The 23,541-nt window shown below is 40.5% G+C and carries 19 protein-coding genes; 6 read left to right on the top strand and 13 right to left on the bottom strand.

Annotated features, from left to right (window positions below):
• Positions 1-65: 65 nt before the first annotated feature.
• Entirely contained in the window at positions 66-758 is a 693-nt protein-coding gene (locus HMPREF1505_RS06465; protein ID WP_036923799.1) for a DUF6089 family protein, read from the bottom strand.
• 20 nt (positions 759-778) lie between these two features.
• The gene (locus HMPREF1505_RS06460) at positions 779-2,140 is read right to left on the bottom strand and encodes a DUF6242 domain-containing protein (RefSeq protein WP_036923798.1); all 1,362 of its coding nucleotides are present in this window, start codon (positions 2,138-2,140) and stop codon (positions 779-781) included.
• Positions 2,141-2,573: 433 nt separating this feature from the next.
• On the opposite strand from HMPREF1505_RS06460, the gene HMPREF1505_RS06455 reads away from it, so the two are divergent.
• Positions 2,574-3,437, top strand: coding sequence for a KilA-N domain-containing protein (locus HMPREF1505_RS06455; protein WP_036923797.1), 864 nt, complete (start codon positions 2,574-2,576; stop codon positions 3,435-3,437).
• A 970-nt stretch (positions 3,438-4,407) separates the two neighbouring features.
• On the opposite strand, the gene pckA is transcribed toward HMPREF1505_RS06455, so the two are convergent.
• A complete protein-coding gene (gene pckA / locus HMPREF1505_RS06450; RefSeq protein WP_013263924.1) occupies positions 4,408-6,021 on the bottom strand; it encodes a phosphoenolpyruvate carboxykinase (ATP) in 1,614 nt (537 codons plus the stop codon).
• Positions 6,022-6,301: 280 nt separating this feature from the next.
• Between pckA and upp the strand changes: the two genes are divergently transcribed.
• On the top strand, positions 6,302-6,961 hold the full coding sequence (gene upp, locus HMPREF1505_RS06445; RefSeq protein WP_009013109.1) for a uracil phosphoribosyltransferase: 660 nt from the start codon (positions 6,302-6,304) through the stop codon (positions 6,959-6,961).
• Positions 6,962-7,040: 79 nt separating this feature from the next.
• Here the strand turns inward: upp and HMPREF1505_RS06440 are convergent, their stop codons facing one another.
• The 6 genes from HMPREF1505_RS06440 to HMPREF1505_RS06415 all read right to left on the bottom strand — a co-directional run bounded on the left by HMPREF1505_RS06440 (position 7,041) and on the right by HMPREF1505_RS06415 (position 12,410).
• The gene (locus tag HMPREF1505_RS06440; RefSeq protein ID WP_036923796.1) at positions 7,041-8,771 is read right to left on the bottom strand and encodes an MAG1210 family protein; all 1,731 of its coding nucleotides are present in this window, start codon (positions 8,769-8,771) and stop codon (positions 7,041-7,043) included.
• A 14-nt stretch (positions 8,772-8,785) separates the two neighbouring features.
• The gene (locus tag HMPREF1505_RS06435) at positions 8,786-9,535 is read right to left on the bottom strand and encodes a LemA family protein (RefSeq protein WP_013264589.1); all 750 of its coding nucleotides are present in this window, start codon (positions 9,533-9,535) and stop codon (positions 8,786-8,788) included.
• Positions 9,536-9,769: 234 nt separating this feature from the next.
• On the bottom strand, positions 9,770-10,405 hold the full coding sequence (locus HMPREF1505_RS06430) for a hypothetical protein (RefSeq protein WP_036923795.1): 636 nt from the start codon (positions 10,403-10,405) through the stop codon (positions 9,770-9,772).
• 570 nt (positions 10,406-10,975) lie between these two features.
• On the bottom strand, positions 10,976-11,131 hold the full coding sequence (locus HMPREF1505_RS13150) for a hypothetical protein (protein WP_155948921.1): 156 nt from the start codon (positions 11,129-11,131) through the stop codon (positions 10,976-10,978).
• A gap of 61 nt (positions 11,132-11,192) precedes the next feature.
• The gene (locus HMPREF1505_RS06425) at positions 11,193-11,546 is read right to left on the bottom strand and encodes a hypothetical protein (protein WP_004359294.1); all 354 of its coding nucleotides are present in this window, start codon (positions 11,544-11,546) and stop codon (positions 11,193-11,195) included.
• 456 nt (positions 11,547-12,002) lie between these two features.
• Positions 12,003-12,410, bottom strand: coding sequence for a hypothetical protein (locus HMPREF1505_RS06415; protein ID WP_036862139.1), 408 nt, complete (start codon positions 12,408-12,410; stop codon positions 12,003-12,005).
• Positions 12,411-13,374: 964 nt separating this feature from the next.
• On the opposite strand from HMPREF1505_RS06415, the gene HMPREF1505_RS06410 reads away from it, so the two are divergent.
• The gene (locus HMPREF1505_RS06410; RefSeq protein ID WP_036923793.1) at positions 13,375-14,103 is read left to right on the top strand and encodes a DUF1266 domain-containing protein; all 729 of its coding nucleotides are present in this window, start codon (positions 13,375-13,377) and stop codon (positions 14,101-14,103) included.
• A 30-nt stretch (positions 14,104-14,133) separates the two neighbouring features.
• A complete protein-coding gene (locus tag HMPREF1505_RS06405; RefSeq protein ID WP_036923792.1) occupies positions 14,134-14,664 on the top strand; it encodes a hypothetical protein in 531 nt (176 codons plus the stop codon).
• Positions 14,665-15,569: 905 nt separating this feature from the next.
• On the opposite strand, the gene HMPREF1505_RS06400 is transcribed toward HMPREF1505_RS06405, so the two are convergent.
• From HMPREF1505_RS06400 to HMPREF1505_RS06385, 4 genes are all read right to left on the bottom strand, one after another.
• Positions 15,570-16,403: a LytTR family DNA-binding domain-containing protein gene (locus tag HMPREF1505_RS06400; protein WP_036923791.1), complete on the bottom strand. Its 834-nt coding sequence runs from the start codon at positions 16,401-16,403 to the stop codon at positions 15,570-15,572.
• 76 nt (positions 16,404-16,479) lie between these two features.
• Entirely contained in the window at positions 16,480-17,490 is a 1,011-nt protein-coding gene (locus HMPREF1505_RS06395; protein WP_036923790.1) for a 2-oxoacid:ferredoxin oxidoreductase subunit beta, read from the bottom strand.
• 213 nt (positions 17,491-17,703) lie between these two features.
• Positions 17,704-19,602 carry a 2-oxoacid:acceptor oxidoreductase subunit alpha gene (locus HMPREF1505_RS06390; protein WP_036923789.1) on the bottom strand — a complete coding sequence of 633 codons (1,899 nt, stop codon included), beginning with the start codon at positions 19,600-19,602 and terminating at the stop codon, positions 17,704-17,706.
• A gap of 69 nt (positions 19,603-19,671) precedes the next feature.
• On the bottom strand, positions 19,672-20,676 hold the full coding sequence (locus tag HMPREF1505_RS06385) for a glycoside hydrolase family 16 protein (RefSeq protein ID WP_036923788.1): 1,005 nt from the start codon (positions 20,674-20,676) through the stop codon (positions 19,672-19,674).
• A 1,051-nt stretch (positions 20,677-21,727) separates the two neighbouring features.
• Here HMPREF1505_RS06385 and HMPREF1505_RS06380 point away from each other — a divergent pair.
• Together HMPREF1505_RS06380 and HMPREF1505_RS06375 are read left to right on the top strand one after the other, a co-directional pair.
• Positions 21,728-22,507, top strand: a complete 780-nt coding sequence (locus tag HMPREF1505_RS06380; protein WP_036923787.1) for a polysaccharide deacetylase family protein — start codon at positions 21,728-21,730, stop codon at positions 22,505-22,507.
• A 79-nt stretch (positions 22,508-22,586) separates the two neighbouring features.
• Positions 22,587-23,531 (top strand): glycosyltransferase family 2 protein, encoded by a 945-nt coding sequence (locus HMPREF1505_RS06375; RefSeq protein WP_036923786.1) that lies wholly within the window; start codon positions 22,587-22,589, stop codon positions 23,529-23,531.
• Positions 23,532-23,541: the final 10 nt, after the last annotated feature.

Genomic DNA, 23,541 nt, shown 5'->3' with positions numbered 1-23,541 from the left:
GTACAGCACTTATGTCTGCACGCTTTAGACATTACCTATATATAATAGGTGGAAACTAACTTCCCTTACTCGTCCTCGTTATGACAAGTCTTACACTTTGCCATAAAACTATAAGAGAACGTCAGTTGTAGGGTTGAATAGCTGTCTGTATTTTTAAAGAGTCCACTACTCTTAATGCCGTAAGGGTCTTTCTGTCCGTCTAACTCATCGCTGAGCGAGAAGTGTAACGCCCATTCCAGCCCTACGTTCATTCGTTCATTCACCTTATACTTCACCCCCAATCCGATTGGGAGATTCGCAGTAAGAACCGACTTGCGATCGCCACCCTTAATATTAACGTAGGTGGCACCCAATCCTATCATCGCATAAGGCGACAAACGCTGTGCACCACGATAATCACGCCCCGTACCATATGGCAGGAAGTTATATTCGTATGCAAAGCCTACATCAACCAATGAATTGTCGAATGTATAGGGAGCTGAGGCAAAACGTGGATAGTAAGTCTTGACATCAGCCGATGAACCTTTCATCTTTCCAAACGATACGTTCATCTTTAATCCCATATAAGGACTGAGATTATATCTTGCCAGCACCGTTCCCATCGGCTGTAGGTCTTTAAACAACGACTCGTTAAAGTCGCCTAAGTAACCCATCATACCAACACCGGCGCCTATCTCCATCTTATACTCCGGATCCGACTGCGCCCATAGAGGCGTAGCAGCAAGGAAAAGGAGGAGGTTGATGAAGATACGTTTCATTGTTGTCCTATTTGAATAGCTTATTCAGCCAATCGACTAAGGTTCAATGCCCAGCCTACTCGATTGAGTCTACCACGCCAAACCTTTGTACCACTGATTACCCAGAGGTATTCGTCGCTATCAACTGTTGCAGCAAAAGCTGTTGCAGCCTGTATGTCTGTTGGATAAGTGAAGCTCTTATCACTCTTCCATGTGATACCCCCATCACGAGAGAGAAGCATAGAAGCCAACTTACCACTGCTATTAAGACCTAATGCAAGGGCTGCCTTATCATAGTTTACAACTGAAAGACTCTTGTAAAGAGGGAGCTGGAACTTGTCAGCATTGCTCTCTACATAACTCCACTGCTCATTCTGACGATAAGAAAGTTTCGTCCATGCAGCATTCTTTGTACCGCTTGAGAGTGTACCAACAAGCAGTACGCGATACAAGTCAGATGAAACTGCTGTAAGTGAAGAACCAATATTGCTTACTGGGAGAAGTGATGCGTTGCTATCTAATGACTCGTTAGCCCAGGTAACACCATTGTTCTTTGAAGCCAACAACGTACCTGACGTTGATAGCGCAAACAACTCTGCTGGTGACGCTGCCACCAACTGCTTCAAACTGCTATTTGTAGCCACTGTAGTCCAACCGCTACCGTCTGTAGAGCTATAAACCGTACCATTGTCGATAACGAAGAGCTTAGTACCCTGCACTGCCACACTCTTATAAGCATTTGCAGTGAAGGTCTTGCTGAGCTTTGTCCAGCTGTTGCCATTGTCCTTTGACGCTGCATAAACAACAGTCTGACTGCCATTCGTTCCGAATACAAACACCTTGCTACCCGCACTAACAGCCTTCATAGCTGTGAACGAAGCGAAATTGCTGTTCGCCTGCAGTGCCTGCCAGCTGAACACGTTGCCCTTCTGCTTATGAACATTCACAGAAACCTTATAGTCTCTATACTCGCTTCCCTTGTTTGAGTAAACACGAAAAGTACGTGGAGTGCTGAAGTCAATAGAATCATTACTGTTGTAATAAGTGAACTTCTCCTCTGTAGTTGACTTGATAACAACAGTTCCGCTATTCTTTGCCACAATCTTAGCCAAAGCACTTGCTGGCTTTGTACCATATGGCAAAGAGTCTGGATTATAAATCAAACCCTGTGCCTGATCGATATAGAACTTAACCTTAGCACCATTGAAGTTGCTAACATAAGTACTATCGCTACCATTCTTGGCAACGGTATCACGCACTTGCTTTAATTGTCCCAAAGAAAAGCTCAAAATAGCCGTGTCTTTGTAACTTACACTATTTTTCTCGTCGTCGTCCTTAAGACAAGATGTTATTGTCAAAGTAGCCACCATTAAAGCTACGAGAGTATATATCTTATTACGCATCAGATACTAATAATTGAATTTAGCTGCAAATTTAATCAGAATTCTTCAGAATCAACGTCTTTAACGAGGTTAATTATGTAAAATATCGAAAATAACTGCGTTTTTTTAAGTTTGTTTAGTAAGTATTGCCAAAGTAACGATAAACTTGAAGAAAAATGACCTATAAATCACATCTGATAAACTTCTGCTATCTTACTTACCTTCACATGAACTTTTCAACTGACACTATTGTCTTTTCACACGCCTTTTCTCGACTTAAAACCTTATCCCTCTTCTACTTTTCTACGCCATTGATTGTCTACTTATTTTACATTACATCACACTACCATTTACCCTCATTGCGAAAAAAAATCGTATAAGAAGCAAAAAAGACCCTAACAATACTGAGAAGTGTTTTTTATTTGTTACTTTTGCTGATATAATAACTAAAAATATGAATACATCAAAGAAGATAACGGTACAGAGTACAGAAATATCTGTGCTGATAGGAAAGAATGATAACGACTATATCAGTCTAACGGATATGATAAAAGCCAAAGATGGAGATTTCTTTATAAGTGACTGGCTGCGTAACAGAAACACTCTCGAATATATAGGAACATGGGAAATGATGTATAATCCAAATTTTAATTATGGCGAATTCGCCACAATTAAAGAAAAGGCTGGGTTGAACAATTTCAAGATAAGTGTGAAAGAGCTGGTAATGAGGACAAACGCAATCTGTCTGACTGCGAAAACAGGAAGGTATGGAGGAACATATGCTCACAAGGACATTGCATTCAATTTTGGTATGTGGATTAGCCCTACATTCCAACTTTATATTATAAAGGAATACCAGCGGTTAAAAGAACAAGAGAGCGATCCGCTTTCGTTAGAGTGGAACGCAAAGCGAATACTATCCAAAACCAATTATACACTTCATACTGATGCTATTAAAAACGTGATTATTCCTAAAATGGACATTAATGCTATCAAGCATGGGATTATCTATGCAACAGAAGCTGATATGTTAAATATCATTCTTTTTGGGTGTAAAGCAAAAGAATGGGCTCAAGCTAACCCGAATTTGGCATCTAAAGGAATAAATCTTAGAGAAACTGCAAGCATCAACCAGTTAGTAGTATTATCTAATATGGAATCTGCTAATTCTGAAATGATAAAGCAAGGGGTATCAAGAAAGCAACGTTTTGAGATTCTCCATAAAATGGCAAAAGAACAGTTAAAGGTACTTGACACGAACAATACAGAACAAAGATTTAGAAAGATCTTACCTGATAGCACAAAGAAAATAGAGTAATTAGTATCGAAATAGTTTACACATTTAAGGAATTATATTCGCCTTGATAGTCTACTGCTAATCAAATAAATATCTATCGTAGTTCATCCTACTTCTTTCAGTCAACGTAATGATGCCTCGCACATCTTGTGCGGAGCGTCCGCACAGGTCGTGCGGAGGCTGAACACGAGTGGTGCGGACTACTCAACACATTCGCCATAATCCCCATTAGAAGTTTGATAATCAGATGAAAACAATAAAGCAAGCCTACAACATGATAAACCATACTGAGAAACTGAGGGACACGGAGGTTGGATGTTCACAAAAATATGGGTCTTCAGAAATTTGGAATGATAATAATCCGCCTAATCTTAGGTCTCTGGCGAAATATCACACAGAGAAATGGAGGGTACGGAGGAGTATTAAAGCATACTGATGGTAGTTCACAGAGGCACAGTCAGTGCATAGAGCAAAGGTGATTATTTGCCAGTTCTATTAGCAATTTATATACAAAGCGTTTATTCTAAAAAGTTATTAGGAATCTGTACACTACCCCTCCGTCGCTCATTGTGCCATCAGCACCTCCACAACATGGTGTTTAGCTCCATCTCCTCTGTATCTCCGTGTGCGTTATTATATAAGTGCTTTAACATATCACTCAACATTTTGGAAGAACAAAAAATCCTAACAGGGATTCTCTATATGAATAATTAAATCATAAGAGACAGAACATAATCTTACCAAAACAAACTTTGCTGTCACTCCTGTCATTCAAAACAGCCACTTAACTTGTTAATATTCAGTATCATTACACGAAGTGTTAAAAGTGACAGGAAAACAAAATTAAAACTACGCTTGTAATAGTATGTAATATTTCTACTTACTATTAGCGGTCTTACTGTACTCTATTACAGAAGGACAAACAAAAACTCCCACCCGTATTGCTACGGATGGGAGTCATTATTATCTATTCAGAAGTATTCCGAAAAGATTAGAGCTGTGGACCAGCTGCTACGAGAGCCTTACCAGCCTCGTTTGTTTCGTACTTCTTGAAGTTCTTGATGAAACGAGCTGCGAGGTCCTTAGCCTTCTCTTCCCACTGAGCTGCATCAGCGTAAGTGTCACGTGGATCGAGGATCTCAGTTGCAACACCTTCGAGCTTTGTAGGAACAGTGAAGTCGAAGAAAGGAATCTGCTTTGTTGGAGCAGCGTCGATTGAGTGGTTCAAGATAGCGTCGATGATACCACGAGTGTCGCGGATAGAGATACGCTTGCCTGTACCATTCCAACCAGTGTTAACCAAGTAAGCCTTAGCACCACTCTGCTGCATCTTCTTAACCAACTCCTCAGCATACTTTGTTGGGTGGAGCTCCAAGAATGCCTGACCGAAGCAAGCAGAGAATGTTGGAGTAGGCTCAGTGATACCACGCTCTGTACCAGCCAACTTAGCTGTGAAACCAGAGAGGAAGTAGTACTTAGTCTGCTCTGGAGTCAAGATAGATACTGGAGGCAATACACCGAATGCATCAGCTGAAAGGAAGATAACCTGCTTAGCAGCTGGACCCTGAGACTCAGGACGCTGGATGTTCTTAATGTGGTAGATTGGGTAAGAAACACGAGTGTTCTCAGTTACGCTCTTATCAGCAAAGTCAATCTTACCATTCTCGTCAACTGTTACGTTCTCGAGGAGAGCGTCACGTGTGATAGCGCCATAGATGTCTGGCTCAGACTCCTTGTCAAGGTTGATAACCTTAGCATAGCAACCACCCTCGTAGTTGAAGATACCCTTGTCATCCCATCCGTGCTCGTCATCACCGATGAGCTTACGCTTTGGATCGGTAGAAAGAGTAGTCTTACCTGTACCAGAAAGACCGAAGAAGATAGCTGTGTTCTCACCGTTCATGTCAGTGTTAGCAGAGCAGTGCATAGAAGCCATACCCTTCAATGGCAAGAAGTAGTTCATCATAGAGAACATACCCTTCTTCATCTCACCACCATACCATGTGTTAACGATTACCTGCTCCTTAGTTGTTACGTTGAACATAACGCAAGTCTCTGAATGAAGACCGAGTTCCTTCCAGTTCTCAACCTTAGCCTTAGAAGCGTTGTAAACGATGAAGTCTGGCTCCTGCTCGAAGTCTGCCTCTGACTTTGGACGGATGAACATGTTTGTTACAAAGTGAGCCTGCCAAGCAACCTCAACGATGAAACGAATCTTCATACGTGTATCCTTGTGAGTACCGCAGAAACCATCAACTACGAAAAGACGCTTGTTAGAAAGCTCCTTCTTAGCGATATCCTTAACAGCTGTCCAAGCTTCCTTAGAAGCACGGTGGTTGTCGTTATGGTATTCCTCAGAATCCCACCATACTGTATCGTGAGAGTTCTCATCATCAACGATGAACTTATCCTTAGGAGAACGACCAGTGTAGATACCAGTCATTACGTTTACTGCACCAAGCTCAGTCTCCTGACCTCTTTCATAGCCCTGAAGACTCTCTTTTGTTTCTTCATTGAACAACACTTCGTAAGAAGGATTGTAAAGTACTTCTGTTGTACCTGTAATACCGTACTTCTCAAGTACGCTCTTATCAAACTTTGCCATTTCTTATAAATGTATTTAGTTGAAAATTGATTTGTTCACTGTTTTTACGTCCTATTTATTAAGACACCGCAAAGGTAATATATTTATTAAATTCACACAAAAAATACCGAAGAAAAAGTTTCAAAGTATTTGCTTAAAAGGTTAAAGAAATAAAAAAAACAAGAAGCATGGCTATATTTGCAAATCAGACTTTGCAAAACCTCAGATTTATTTCTTAATTTTGCCGAAATTTTGCAGAGCAAGTTGCTAACTTGCTTATCTATAACACCTAAGACTTAAAATGGACATCATTAATTTTTCAGAGCAGAACTCTATTATCAATCAGTATTTAGCAGAAATCCGTGATAAGGATTATCAGAAGAATCGTTTGCTCTTCCGCAACAATGTTATGCGTATCGGAGAGTTCGAAGCTTTTGAAATTTCTAAAACACTGAACTACGAACCAAAGGATGTTGTTACTCCATTAGGTACAGCTCAGGTTAATGTACCAACTGACAAGATTGTTTTGGCTACTATTTTCCGTGCTGGATTGCCTTTCCATAACGGTTTCCTTAACATATTCGACCATGCTGGTAATGCCTTCGTTAGTGCTTATCGAGAATATACGGATGCTGAACATCATGAGGTAGGTATTCACGTTGAATATCTTGCTACACCAGACATCAATGGTAAGACACTTATCATCGCTGACCCAATGTTGGCTACTGGTGGTTCTATGGAGTTAGGCTACAAGGCTATCCTTTCAAAGGGAACTCCTCGTCATGTGCATGTTGCTTGTCTTTTGGCTACACCAGAAGGTATCGCACATATCCGCAAAACTTTCCCTGAAGACTCAACAACCATTTGGTGTGCAGCAATTGACGAAGGATTGAACGAGCATAAGTACATTGTTCCTGGCTTCGGTGATGCTGGTGACTTGTGCTATGGTGAGAAGTTATAAATTACTCCATATACAACAAAGGACGATAAAAGCGAGATGCTTTTATCGTCCTTTGTTTTTTTATTCATTTCCTTCATCGTTATATCTTAGAGGCAATATGCCTTCTATAAACATCCAAGTGCGATTTCTGTAAGACATCACTGATATGGCTCATACGCTGTTTCTGACTCATATCGGTATCGTTTTGCGTCTCATCCTCCTGCATCATAATACGACCATTGCCCTCAACAGGTAAGAACTCATACCACTCCACGGGTACATCATGCCATGAACCGTCACCACCATACTTACTAATATATGACATACGACGTTCTGAACGGAAGCCATAAGCTGTCACGTTAATCAGCGTACTGCCATCCCCCTGTGCCGCAGAAGAAGTCTTCATAATACAAGGAGTTACACAATCAGGATGTTGGAAATTCTCCTGTCCCCAAAAGTTAGCCAATGCTTCATGCTCCCAGAACGAACTCTTCTGTTCCATATCATGTCCGTAGATATCCTTCTGTGGTCGTATCTGCTGATACATCGGTACACACAACAAGGGTGCAAAACTAAAGTAGATAGCACGGAAGTATCTCTCATTGATTTCGTAAAAGTCTTTCTTAGCCTTCTCAAAGTCAAAACTGCGATACTGAGCAGGGTTCATATCGAGGTCTAACATTTGTAGATGCTCTGGCATGATAGTATTAATCATGTAATGCTTATCGAAATCAAAGTCATCACCATAGCCCTCTTTCTCGTCCATCAACAATGCCATCATACTCTGTTGTGCCAATGGTGTGAAGAGTAAAGCATATTGCTGATTGTTATTACGATTACTTGTATTGAACGCAACCTCAAACTCTTCATTCGTCAACATCGCAAAATCGCCACTCTCAAGGTTGCGTGCTTTACGTCTCAACATAAACCGATCCCACTTATAACGTAACGAACCTTCTTTTCCTGCCAGCCCACTTGGCTTACGATAGAAGGTCAAGTCGGGTGCTGCTGTATTACCATAAATAAGCCTTGTACGCTCAAAATAATTAGGATAAGGCGCTGTTACACTGGCATGTAAGGTTTCTGAGTGAGACACAGTACGTGGCTTTCCATCAGGACCCGTCTCTGTTGTTGTCCAGAAAATGGTTTTCTGACCGTGATAAGTCTTCTCTCCCATCTCCATCTTTCGTGTTCGACAGATGACGAAAGGATTACCATTAATAAGTCCAGAATGGGAATAAAGCACAGAACGCTCGGTATTAAAAGAGTCGTTCCATCCGTATGTTTTACGAAGGTCTGCCAGTCGTTGTGTCGTAAAATAAGGGTCGAACTCCAGTCTGGGTACAGTCTTCGACATCATACGCGTAAAGACATCCCAGTCGTAAAGCCTATTCAGAGCAGCCATCTGATTCCATGCCTGTTCCTTCAAAGTTTTCACCTTATTATCTAATTCATTGTGCTGAGTACGTAAGGACTTCAATTTTGGATGTACCTTGAGTAATAGAAAGACAAGCAATAAGACCGCTCCTCCACCTATCATCAAGAGATGCTCCATTGGAAACTCATTCCATTTCACATATACAACAGCACCACCTGCCACCACAGCTATCCACAGAATGACACACACGATAGTCCACATCGTAATACGACCAGACACATCCGCAAGATTCTTCTCTCCTGCATAGATTTGTCGACACGTCTCACGATTAGCCTCAACATCAACCTGCGCCTCGTCAGCAAGTGCATTAAAGGTTTCATCAGCCACCTTCTTGAACTTATCTTTGAAGGTGCTGATGTATTCGTTTAGTGGATCATATATATCCTCTATCATTTACTTCTGTAGTATTAGAAGAACTTACCTCTCGCTGCCTCTCGTGTTTCTGCTGTTGCAGTAAATGGTATGCGAGTTGTATAACCCTGCTGAGCAGCAACAATCATCTTTGTTGGCCAAGAGAAGATATCAGTATTCCATTGTGTCACACGACTGTTATAAACAGTACGAGCTGCCGTAATCTCACGCTGCAAGTAGTTATTCTGCTGCATCGCATCAGCAATGGCATTGTGTGCTTTCAACTCTGGATAAGCCTCAACCTGTGGAAAGAGTCGACCGAAGGCTGTATTTACTTGTGCATTCACATCACTTCTGTTACCCTCGTTCACACCACCACTACGAAGAGCTGCAACAGCCTTCATCACGTCTTTATCAAGGTCGATAGCACGTTCTACCAATCCAACTACGTTCTGCAGTATCTGCACTCGCTGTTCCAAATAGTTGTCTATATTAGATGCCTCAGCCTGAATACGCTGTTCTAACTTCTGGAAATAGTTACGAGCTGATATCTTCATAAAGATAAAGATAACACCTGGAAGAATTCCCACCAAACAGCCTACAACACCTACAAGCAATGGATTTGTCATCGTACTACCCAATAACAGCACAAACAACAATACCAATACCGGACCAACTACCCACAAAGCAATCTGGAAAAGGGTTGAACCAAAACCAACTTCAACAGGAAGTTGCTTGTCTATTACATGTACATCACGGCCAGCATCATTAACTGGTCCTGTCACTTCGTCTAATGAATTTGCCATAGCTTAAATCGTTCTTTGTTTTCAATAATATCTGTTTTTAGGCTTCAAAGATACATTTTTTTCTTAAAGAGAGCAAATCTATACTCTTTATCTTCTGTTTTATGAAGACTTGATGACGATTTATAGTATCTATTAGCATAATTTCTTTGTGTACTAAAAGACCTCACAAAGAAAGGGGCATACACTTGGTACGCCCCCAATCTTTATGAGTTTAATGTCTTCAGCAGATTACTTCTACTTGCAAAAGTCTATCAGATTACGTCCCCATGCTGGCTGTAGACCATTCTGCTTTTCCTTGCTAAACAGCTCTTTGATAGTCTCTAAATCCTTTGGACCATTCATACTCGGCTGTCCTGTCTGCTTGCTCATAATATCAAAGAACATGTAAAGAAGAATACGAGGGCGAGGGTTTGTTGGGTTAATGGCAATAGCTGACTTGTAACAACTGATTGCATCGCGGTAATAAAGTTTACCATTCTCAACAGGATTCTGTGTGATAAGGGCCGTGTAATAGAACCCCTTCAATGTAAACAGCTCTGAACGGTCAACGTCATTCTTTGTTTGTAGCGCCTCGACATCATCCTTCACTGCGTCTAAGAATAAAGAAGAATAATCGCTCTGTGGGTCTCGAGCAGCATACTGAAGGGCATAGAACACACGATAATAGGTAGGAAGCCAAGCATTAGGATACTGATTTTCCATGTGTTTCAAGTCATTCATTACCTTTACAATAGATGTAGGTACGTTTGCCTTGACATTACTTAAAGTTGTTTTTAACTGTGCATCGAACTGATTATTGTTCTGTGCATTCATACTGGTTGCGCACATGAGGGCAACGATAACGACGATTTTAGAAACTAAAGTTTTCATACGCTTTGATTTTAATAAGTGAAACAATGATTTCTGTTGCAAATGTATCAAAGCTTTTGATTGCCTCCAAATAATAGGGACAGACAGCAAAAAAGTGGTTTAAATAACTATCAAGCCCGCTGAAATACTATCTTTTGGGACGAACAACTAACACGCTTAGTTCGTTGGATAGTTAAGAGAATGATGTAATATTTCTGACTAAAGTAAGAAGACACACACTACTCATTTCTACAAGAATAATTTTTATTTCAGTTTGCTGTCACTTTTAACACTTCGCATAACCCTACTGTAGTTTAACAAGTTAAGTCATCATAACGAATGACAGCAATGACAGGAAACTCAATTCTAAAAGAATTACCTTACGATAGACAGAGAAGAATAGAGTGGATAACCTCTATATAAAATAAAGTTATTTACAGCTTTATAATATGGTGTAAAATAGTTTTATTGTTAATTAATATAGAGGCTGTTCCTGTCATATTATGTAGAATACTATAACCTTTTCTACTAACTTGCACGTGAGCCATAAAGAAATTGTGCCCATCTTGTTTTACTGGAATGTGTGAAATATTACCTTCCATAAATCATATCAACAGTTCCTACTCCTAGCCAACTGGCACCAAAAGATCCACAAATACCACCTACAGCACCTCCTATGATTGCTCCAGAAATAGCACCAACACCTCCAAACCATGCTCCTATCGCCGTATCAACCTTTGCTCCCAATGTCGAACCAGATACGCCAGATACGAATACACTGGTTAAGTTAAGTTCATTTCATGTCTGATTATATCTGCGGGATATCCTCCATAGAGTCTACGGAAGGAATATGGCAAATTTCTGAATCATCTACCTTCCAAAAATCTAATTCATAGAGCGTATCATTAGAATCTATTAAAAGATAAACCGCTACTTCAACATTATCAACATCATGAAACTTGCAACATGAAAGAACTCTACTTTGTCTTCGAGTATATTTCTGGTTATTTTTAAAAAGCCCAATACTGCCTATTTTCTCTTTTGTGAGAGGATAAGCGATAAATTTATTTTCCCAATTACTTTCTAATTGGAATTGAGCTTTGGACGCTAGAAAGGCAATAAGAGCTACTTCCTCAGGAAAAATTTTTCTTTTATATTCCATAAATCCGACCTATATTATAAATATATTCACCATTCTCCAACCTTTTGAATACAGTATATTGAAGTTTGTCACCTGACACATTTATTATTCTATTCACTGGTTTACCTACAGGAAAATTACTTATACGTTTCAAAACATTTATAACGGAACTTCGCACCATGTTTCTGTTAAGACCCATATCATCCACATGTCTAAATGTATGATGCACTTGGTTAGGGTTATTACCAAATTGAACTGTTCTATTTTGCAATTTGCTAAATTCGTGGAATAAACCCAATCCGCTTTTTATGCATCTCATGCCCCATGCAACCACAGTGCAGGCCCAATGGTGTTGAGCGTTTCCGTCTGCTTACCCCCACGCATCGTATGAAGCATCGAAGACTTTCGTGCCCTTCTCATCCATAACGTAAAGGATGCTGCCCAAAATGTCCGTGAAGGCAAGATTGCATACATTCTTTAGTCTCCATTTTTGATAACAGTCTGCTTGAATTCTTTTGCTTCTCTATCGTAATAGACCGAATTCCATAAGTCGTTAAATTCTTTTTCGGTTATCATATTTATACCCATCTTTTTGAAATCTTCCAATTCGCAATTTGTATCCAGCCAATAACCATAATTTCTATCGTCTGGCATTTTTACAATAATCCTACCATCTTTAGCAAATCCAATTTCTCTGTTTGCAATATGATTTACCACATCGTCATATTCAATAAACCATAGAGTAACATCCTCTATTTTATCATCAAAATCAGGATTTGCACTGAGTGGAACGATCATCTTATGCAGCAAACGACACCATAAGCTTCGTTTTGTTTTATTGTTCTGCTTTTTTTCTGATGACCACTTTAAAATAAAATATTTCATAAATTTGTACTACTTAATATTTAACGAAACCAATGCCATGAGTCTTCATCATTTAATCGCCATTTATAATGAATATGTCCTGGATCAGCAGTGCGCCAATTGTCATAAGGAAATTTTGTATTTCTCAAATTATTATTTTGTTTATAGTAGCAAGTCTGGTACAAATATATAAATAATTTTTATTTATAACAATGAAAAAAAAGTTTTTTTTAAAATTTATGTTTTCTTGATATTTTAACTGTGTTTGGTAACCATTCAGCGGTATTAACCTATTTGTATTTTTTCCTCTAAAATCTTCGTATAAAGACTATAAAGATGCTCAATTTTCTTGCGTATTTCAGATTTTCTTTGTACCTTTATACCTATGAAATAGCAAGTTACGGACATATCAAAAGTATTACAAGACATGACGGAAGAGATGCGATTGTTGCGTGAAATTGTCAGCCAACAGTATGCCGAGATTATCAAATTGAACCGTAACATAAATGCTCTGAAAAACCAGTAATTTTGCTAACAGCCACATCATATTAATCAATACAAATAGTTTTTCCGTTAAATGTATGAATGCTTTTCGTATACCTCTGACGGAAAAACCGAAGTTGCTCATTAAACAAACGCATAGCTAAGTCTCTCGACTACCTATTCTATTATTATTCTCCATCACTGAAAATCTTTTCATCTTAATACTTCAAAAACACAGATAGATACTTGAAAAAACATTATGTCTTATACCAGATTTACTTCACATCGTTTTACCATTTAAAATTCAAAATGGGATTTAACAAGTTAAGTCATCATAATGAATGACAGCAATGACAGGAAACTCAATTATAAAGGAATTGCTTTACAATAGTCAGAGAAGAATAGAGTAGACAACCTCTATATAAATGTTAAAGAAAATAATAGCTTCGTCATTTCTAATGATTTTTCATACCTTTGAACTTATATTTTTAAAGCCACAATAATGGGACTATTCAACTTCTCACGTAAACTAACTGACGAACAATTACGCCGTATCTCCCTAAGTGCACAATACCAAGAACAACAGGGAGGTAATCATTTTACACTTTCGGCTAAGATTCGTTCACGTGCGAAGGTCTTTCTCCAACAAGGATGGGGCATCACAGACCGTCAAGGACTCTGCGATACCATAGAGACACTACTCGGACGTATTCGCTCGGCTGACATTACTATTATTAAAGAAGAGATAATAGCAGAGTTACAAGAGGATAGTAATATCAATACAGAGGAACAACGCTTATGCTCAATGGCTGGTATTGCTGGTAAGTATCACATTACCGAGGAAGAAGATTTAGGCGACTTGCTCAATATGTTGAACAACTATATTGCTGATCTTGACACTCTTCTCGCCAATCAATTGATAACTTCATGGGATGTCATAACAGGGAAAGACGTTATAGGATGGGATATAGGGCGTGCTGCCTATCTCGTACGTGTTGGCGTAGAAGTGAACTATTTAAAGGCAGACGAGGCATGGAACTACCTCGAGAGAGCGTATCAAAGAGCCATTAGCACATTCAACACATGGGAGGAGTTCGGACGTTCCTATATCATCGGCCGTAGTTTCTGGGCTTATTCACCAGAGGTTCGAGACGTCTTAGGCTTTTGTAACGTAATGAAATGGCTTATGAAACATCCTGATAGCCCATGGCTAAAAGTTACTCTAAAATAAATAATTAATAACATATAAATCATTAAGATTATGAGTCAAAGTATTATTCCGTTTATTTTCATGTTTGTTGCGATGGCCGTTATTGCCTTTTCGTTGATACTCTATGTATATAGAAAAGGCAAGAATAGTAAGGGAGTCTACACAGCAAAGGCAATGGAATTTATTGCAAAGAAGTATCCTACTATCGACACAAGCAATATCAAGTGTGTAGAGTTTTGGTATCCTCTGGGCATAATGGGGAAAGCTGATGTCGCACTCGTTGCCTACAATGATGACGACCTGTATATAATGTCTGTTCTTCCTCGGCCTATACCAGGCTTTTATAGAATCGTTCCTAATGAAGAGTCAGAATGGGATATAGTTTATTATCCTATGACAAGCATAGAACGGGCTGGCTTTGACGAACAGCAGAAACACTTCATTTTCATTATTAATGGAGAATCAATTAAACTGAAAATCAGGAAAAGAAATACCTTCCAAGAGGATCAGCAGGAAGAGATAAATGACTTCTTTGCAACAATATCACAAGCATTACAGAAGAACACAGCATTGAACGTATAATCCTATCGGGACACGTCAATAAAACACTGAAGGGTGCATAAAAGCAATATAAAGTCTTTTATGTGCCTTTTTTTTGAATTCTTCCGTTAAATGTGTGAGTGCTTTTCGGGTCTTCAGGATTTTGGAGTGATAAGATTTACCACTTAAGGTTAGGTCTCTGACGAAATGTCACACGGAGTAAAGGAGAGGACGGAGGATTATAAAACAAAGCAGTGGAAGGCACGGAGGCACCGTCGGTGCATAGAGCGACGAAGCTTGTTTGCACACTTTTTTAGTTACTTTATACCCAAATCATTTATCCCAAAACTTATCAAGAATCTGTACGCTACACCTCCGTCGCTCTTTGTGCCGTCGGCACCTCCGTGGCATTGCGTTTACCTCCGTTCCCTTCGTGACTCCGTGTGCCTATTACATAAGACTTTTAGTTGAGCACTCCAGATCTCGGAAGAACCTGCTTTTCGTATAGCTTTGACGGAAGGACAGAAGTTGCTCATTTGAGAAAAACATAGCTGAGTCTCTCAGGTGTCTATTCTATTATCATCCTAAGGCAACAGGAAATCTTCTCATCTTAATACTTCAAAAACACAGATTGTGCATTAAAAAATCATTACATGTTATCAAACAAAACAGCTATAAATAAGGACAATAACATGGATAAAAAGTAGGTTTGTAACCGACAGGAAATCAATTGGTTACAGGGTAGTAGAAGAAAAGGTGCTTAATTGGATTTCAAAAGGGCGTTAGTTGGATCTTAAAAGGGCATCTTTTGCAAGTCAATTAGGCGTCTTTTAGAAGCCAAAGGAGCATATATTGATTTTGAATTACACGAAAATAGTTTACAAACATCTATTGATAAGGGAATAAGCTGTTTGTAAAAAATAGAAATATATACTAATGGATAGATATTAACCAACGAAGTGGCGAAGACCGGGAACAAAGGTGCGGGAGACCGGAATAAAGTCATCACAACCTGAAAGGCGCAGCTGATAACCGTTGGAATTGCCTTTTGCAGAAGAAATGTTATTGATATTCACAAGGAAGGAACGGTGACACTGAAAGATATTATCGTAAGGGAGGTCATCTTTCAAGGCTGTCAACGTAGAACGAAGTTCGGTTTTTTGTATCTTACCTCCTTTTAGATAACATACGCAGACATTGTTTTTTCGAGCTTCGATATAGAGTAGATTGTTAATAGGCAACGTGAGGTCGGTTCCACGCAGGTTCTGATCATGCAGCGTGATAAGGATATCCTCCTGCTCATCAGTAGTCTTCTTTATCATTTCTTCCAATCTACTATTCAACATACGGTTATAGTTTACCAACGTAAAAATAGCTGTAACGATTACCCAAACAAGGAAGGTCCAATAAAAGAATATACTGAATAGCCGCCATGTTAATGGCATCTGGAAGAAGAAAGCAGCATAGAGCGTCATAGAGATTGCCATTGCCAACTCAATAGCAATACTATAAAGAATTATATAACCATTGGTGATTGGGACATTTTTTCGTAATGGTCTTTTGAAGAAAAGGAAAGCACAAAGCCATTGAACGAAGATAGTCATGACACAAAAACCAAGACACATCAGGAATGTATTACCCCGATACTGGCTGATTCCAAATGGCTGTAGGAGGTAAAGAAACAAAAAAATGCCAACTCCTAACGCAACACTCGTGCGCCAGGAAGTGGCATTTGTCTGTATCGCACACCTGCTATGTAGAAATGAGGTTAGTCTACTCATGATGTCTTAAATGGTTGGTTGTCCACAAAGTTACATCTTTTCCTCTTTTCGTGCAAGTGTATTTCGTCTTAAATTTTTACTCTTTTACTTCCCAAATATCATTGGTTTCGAGCATCTCCATAAAGGTGTGATAATGCTTCTGTGCCTTCACCTCTTCTATCTGCTGATTGACAGCAGCGTCATAGGTAGGTGCTTCAACGTCACGGATAACTCCGAGGGCTACAGGGAAGCCGTCTTCGTTGCTCATCATTGCGAGCTTTAACTGCAAGGTATTATCCTGACAGTGAGCATCATGTACGAGGATATCATCGCGAGTAATACCGTTCTCACCGATTTTAACCACCTTCAAGCCGAAGCCTTCTTGTACAAGTCCAAACTCTTGGTTGGGACCGAAGATCAATGGTTCGCCATGCTTGACATAGATAGCATTCTCCTTACGACCTTGTGAGGTATAAACAGAGTTGTGACAACCATCGTTGAAGATAACACAGTTTTGTAAAATCTCACACACGGCAGCACCCTTATGTAGATAAGCAGCCTTGAGGATTTCAATTGTCTCGGTATTGTCGCTGGCAACACTACGTGCGAAGAAGTTACCACGCGCACCGAAACAGAGTTCTGCTGGGTGGAATGGGTCCTCCGTAGTACCATAAGGACTTGACTTAGAAACGAAGCCACGTGGACTGGTTGGTGAATACTGTCCCTTCGTTAGACCATAGATACGGTTGTTCAGAAGAATCATATTCAGGTCCACATTACGACGCATCGCATGGATAAAGTGGTTACCACCGATGGCAAGTGCGTCACCATCGCCCGAAACCTGCCAGATGGTAAGGTTTGGGTTGGTCACCTTTGCACCTGTAGAGATGGCTGCTGCACGACCGTGAATGGTCTGCATAGCGTATGTATTAGCATAATAAGGTAATCGGCTTGAGCATCCGATACCACTGATAACGGCTGTTTCGTAAGGTGGAACACCTAACTCTGCCATTGCTTTCTGCAAGCTGGCAAGGAAGAAATGGTCGCCACAGCCAGGACACCAACGTGGTTGTCCCTTCTTAAAATCTTGTGCTGTATATTGATTCATGACTTTTAATTTAATTCAGAATTCAAAATTCAGAATTCATAATTATGATTACCATTAATTCAGAATTCAAAATTCATAATTCACAATTATGATTACTTCTATTCGCTTAACTCTTAACAAGCAACTTGTTAACTCGTTAACTCGTCAACATGTAGACTTATCAACGTCGCAAGCAACTTGTAAACTCGTTAACTTGTCTACTCGTCAACTCCCTTACTCAAGTATCTTCGTATAGAAAGTACCAGTTTCTTCCTTTGGCAGTGGAGCCTTGAGGAGTTTCTCGAAAGTAGTAACCAACTCCGTGACAACGAATGGTTGTCCCTTAACTTGGTTATACTGATAAGGCGCGAAGTGGTTGATACGAATACGCAAGAGGGCTGCAAGCTGACCAAGATTTTGTTCTGCAACAACGACTTTCTTGTAACGACTAAGCACTTCTGCTGTGTTCTTTGGTAATGGGTTCACATACTTGAACTGTGCCAAAGCAACCTTATGTCCCTTACCACGCAACACCTCCATAGCTGAATAGAGATGACCGTATGTACTACCGAAGCCTACAATGAGTAAATCAGCATCATCCTTGTCGCCTAAAACTGTCAAATCAGGTACAGGAATACGTGCCACCTTGTTCCAACGGATGTGGTCCATCTTGTCATGGTTCTCTGGATCGGTTGAGATAGCACCTGTCTCACCATCTTTCTCCAAACCACCAAGGATGTGTGTATAGCCCTCCGTACCAGGGATAGCCCAGTAACGTGCTAATGTCTTAGGGTCACGCTTGTATGGAGTATACTTATACTTTTGGTCTTCTGTAACGAAGTGTGGATGGATTTCTGGCAAATCTTCGATGTTTGGAAGTTTCCAAGCAGAAGAACCATTAGCAATGAATGCATCGGTAAGGAGCACTACTGGTGTCATATGTTCCAATGCAATCTTACAAGCGTTATAGGCTGCATCAAAGCAATCGGTAGGACTTGTAGCTGCAATGACAGGCATTGGACTCTCACCATTACGACCATAAAGCACCTGCAAGAGGTCGGTCTGCTCACTCTTCGTAGGCATACCCGTTGACGGACCACCACGCTGTACGTCGATAATCACCAATGGAAGCTCATCAATAAGTGCAAGGTTCATTGCCTCACTCTTCAAACAGATACCCGGACCAGAGGTTGAAGTAGCAGCCAAAGCACCAGCGAAAGCAGCACCAATAGCCGATGCACAACCAGCAATCTCGTCCTCACACTGTACGGTTGTCACACCCATTGACTTATGCTTTGACAACTCATGTAAGATATCTGTTGCTGGAGTGATAGGATAAGAACCTAAGAAAAGACGCAAGCCAGCACGCTCAGCCGCAGCCATCAGACCGTAAGCAGTAGCCTTGTTACCCGTAATATCCATATAACGGCCAGGCTGTTTCACTGTTGACTCAATACGATAGGTATTAGGAACAGAAGCATGTACGTTATGACCATAGTCATATCCTGCACGTACTACCTTTATATTCGCCTCTGCAATGGCTGGTTTCTTCTTAAACTTTGTCTCAAGATAGTTGTTTACCAACTCTAAGTCACGATTGAAAAGCCAGCAGACAAGACCCAAGGCAAACATATTACGGCACTTTAGCATAGACTTATTATCCATACCAGTATCAGCCAAACAGTCCTTCACCATCTTTGTTATCGGACAAGCCACTACCCGATCAGGGTCGATACCCATCTCGCCTAAATAGTCATCACTGCGGAATTCAGCCTTCTGAAGGTCACGCTGTCCGAATGAATCAGTATCAATAATAATTGTACTGTTAGGCTTACAATGCTTATACTGCATCTTCAACGCAGCAGCATTCATTGCTACAAGAACGTCACAGAGGTCACCAGGCGTATAAACCTTGCCCGCACCGATATGAACCTGGAATCCACTCACACCTGTCAAGGAGCCTTGCGGGGCACGGATATCAGCTGGATAGTCTGGGAAAGTAGATACACCATTGCCGACTGTAGCCGAGACAGTGGTGAAAATGTTACCCGCAAGCTGCATACCATCACCTGAGTCACCAGAAAAGTGCACTACAACACTGTCGAGTTCTTTCACTTCGATTTGTTCTTCCATAGATTATTTCTTGTTTATGTTAGTAAATCGTTTCTGTATTTCTTAGCTTTTCCACCATAGCGGTAAAACTTATTTAACAAATTTCTTACCATTAAGAACATAGATTCCCTTTGGCAATTCGCTCTCATGAGTCCCTATCTTAGCACCCTGCAACGAATAAATATCATCGCTTTCAGTACTTTCCTGTATCTTTGTCATTGGAACACTGATACTCGTAGGGATATGCTTCTCCTTTTGATAGACACGTATCCAATCGACGCGCATCTCATAGGTATGGTTGACATCTGCCTTTTTTGCCCATGAACCATTGCCCACTGACTGATTGAGAATCAGGTAGAAATTAGACTTATCAAACGGCCATTGCTCCTGACTATCATTCTGTTTCTTATATTGGAACACGCGCTTACCATCAGCAAAGAAGGTCAGCACGTCCTCTTCCCACTCTACGGCATAGGTATGATAACGATTCATTGGCATCCAAAGATTACCAGAATGTGGCTCATTTTCATGACTTTTTGTCCACGCAGAGTGTACAGTTGCATAACAACGCTGCTCATTATCAATCTGCTCAAAGATATCAATCTCACCGCCTTTCGGCCATCCAAGCTTTGACTTTGGCATCATCCAGATAGCAGGAAAATTACCTATAAAAGGATTAACCATTGCCCGACACTCTACACGACCAAAGCGAAAGGTGAAGCTCTGACTGGTTTCGATACCGCCTGAAAGCATTTCCACATCATCTTTTGACCTATCAGGATTAGGAATGGCACGCAGAACGAGATTACCATCCTTCATAAAAGCGACCTCAGGAGAGTTGCTCAAGAAGCGTGCCCATGTCACTTTGGGACGGCGTGTACAGTATCTCCACACCTTTGTATTAGGTAAGGTGCCATCTGGCTCATTAAACTCATCATGGAAGACAAGCGTATATTCTGAGCCCGGAGTTTCTGCATCCGCAGGCAATGGCTCAACACCATCAGCCAACTTGACTCCCTGTGCAAATGATACTATGGAAAACAATGCCATTGTAAGCACTGCAAGCAATCTCCTGTTGTTCTTCTTTTGTGACATGATTTTATGAAGATTCTATCTGAAGCGGTACAATCTGAAAAGCATAGAATCATCCTATAGCACAGATGAAAACATAAGGAATTTGACATAACATAGGTCTACATTTCCCCACATTGCTTTCTCGACTTTCCGTTTTTTAGATTATCTTTTGTTTACGTTAGTGTATTCTGAGGACAAAAGTGCGAAATATTATTGAGAAAACAAAATCTTTTGAGGAGAAAAAATATATTTTTATATCTTACGAGTAAAAAGCATCAAGAAATCAACTCTCCAACCACTTGAAGACAGTAAAAAGCATATAAAATACCAACTCATATTGTTGACTATCTTTATCAATCATCTTATCATTTCATCAACACCTAACATTAAACACCCAACACCCATCATCCAACACCCAACACCCCAAAACTCACATCATCAACACCTAACATTAAACACCCAACACCCACCAATCAATACCCCAAAGATTCAAGATAACATTTTAAAAATCATTACATAATTTCTAATAAAACATCTGTAAATAATGACAAATACACGTATAGAAATCAGGTTTGTAACAAACACGAAATCAGTTAGTTATAAAGTAGTACAATAAAAGGTGCTTAATTGGACTTCAAAAGGGCGTTAATTGAACCTCAAAAGGGCATCTTTTGCAAGCCTATTAGGCGTCTTTAAGAAGCCAAAAGAGCATGTATTGATTTCGAATCACATAAAAATAGTTTACAAATTCCCATAATATAGGAATAAGTTGTTGGTAGAAGACGGATAGACATAGTATCTATTTACAAACTATACATCTAACAGAAGAACCATATTAATCCTCTTCTACCCAATTATTGATGGTTAATAAGCCCCAAATCAACACCTTATTATACAAGTAATATCAGAGTTTTATTGTAACTTTGCAATACTTTCCACAAATGAAAGCTTACAACAATAAAACAAGACATGGTCAAAGCCGTTGTTAAGGCTATCCTCAAAAGGGAAAAGGGTTTGTAGAATAGCTTTCTTTTGATGAAGGAAACCAGACAAATAAAGAAACAGAAGAGAAATGATATTACTAAGCTTCGATACGGAAGAGTTTGATGTACCACGCGAACATGGGGTAGACTTCTCCCTTGAAGAGGGCATGAAGGTATCCATTGAGGGTACGAATCGCATCCTCGACATACTGAAGGCGAATAACGTCTGCGCTACCTTCTTCTGCACTGGCAACTTTGCAGAACTGGCACCAGAGGTCATGGAGCGCATTAAAAACGAAGGACACGAGGTGGCTTGTCATGGTGTTGACCACTGGCAACCTAAGCCTGAGGACGTTTTTCGTTCTAAGGAAATCATCGAACGTGTAACAGGTGTGAAGGTTGCGGGCTATCGTCAGCCACGTATGTTCCCCGTATCGGATGAGGATATAGAGAAGGCTGGCTACCTTTATAACTCTTCTTTGAACCCTGCTTTCATACCGGGTCGATACATGCACCTCACCACTCCACGCACATGGTTTATGCAAGGGAAGGTCATGCAGATACCTGCCAGCGTTAGTCCACACCTACGTATTCCACTCTTTTGGCTGTCTATGCACAACTTCCCAGAGTGGTTCTATCTTCGTTTAGTTCGACAGGTATTGCGCCACGATGGCTATTTCGTGACCTATTTCCACCCATGGGAGTTCTATGACCTCAAGTCACATCCAGAGTTCAAGATGCCTTTTATCATCAAGAATCATTGTGGACACGAATTGGAACAGCGACTTGACCGCTTTATCAAGGCAATGAAGGCAGACAAGCAGGAGTTTATTACCTACGTAGACTTTGTCAACCGCCAGAAGAAATAAGTTCGATTTACGCCCTGAACAGCAGACAGCAGGCAAAGAAACACTCCCTATAAACACCCCAACAAGCAGAATATAAGATATGATAAAACTTGCAACGGTCTCTCCTTGTTACAACGAGGAAGAGGTTTTAGAACAGTCGGCAGCACAGCTCATGGAGCTATTCGACGAACTCATCAGTCAGGGAAGGATTTCTGATGACTCGATGATAGTGTTTGTCAATGACGGAAGCCGTGACCGAACATGGGAGATTATCCAACAGCTCCACAGCCAGCATCCACGTATAAAGGGTATCAACCTCGCTCATAACGTGGGGCATCAGAATGCTATCATGGCTGGTATGATGACTGCAAAGGACTGGGCTGATGCTGTTATCACACTCGATGCCGACTTGCAAGACGACTATCAGAAATGTATTCCGCAGATGGTTGATGCCTTTGAGGAAGGCAATGAGATTGTCTATGGGGTGAAGGTTTCGCGCAAAGCCGACCCAATCTTGAAGCGTATGTCTGCACAGGCGTTCTATCATCTACAAGAGAAGATGGGCGTGAACAGTATCTTTAACCATGCCGACTTCCGTCTGATGAGCCGTCAGTCCTTAGAGATACTCTCTGGATATAAGGAACGTAACCTCTATCTGCGTGGTCTCATCCCTTCTATCGGACTCAAGTCTACAACTGTTGACGACCGCATCAGCGAACGTAAAGCTGGTACTTCTAAATACACTTTGCGCAAGATGCTTAGCTTGGCATTGGATGGTATCACGTCATTCTCCGTAAAACCAATCTACTATGTCATCTATCTTGGTATCGCCTTCTTGTTCGTCACTTTGTGCATTGGTATCTACGTTATCCACGCTTTCCTCAATCATACAGAGGTAGCAGGCTGGGCTTCGCTCATTCTTAGTATTTGGCTCGTGGGTGCTATGCTGATGATTTCTATCGGTGCGGTGGGAGTTTATATTGCCAAAATATATGAAGAGGTAAAGCAGCGTCCACTTTATAACATCAGTCAAATACTCGATTAATCCCTTCTCA

This window comes from Prevotella sp. ICM33 (genome assembly GCF_000517825.1).
Taxonomy (GTDB): domain Bacteria; phylum Bacteroidota; class Bacteroidia; order Bacteroidales; family Bacteroidaceae; genus Prevotella; species Prevotella melaninogenica.
This window is presented reverse-complemented; position numbering and strand designations above follow the sequence as displayed.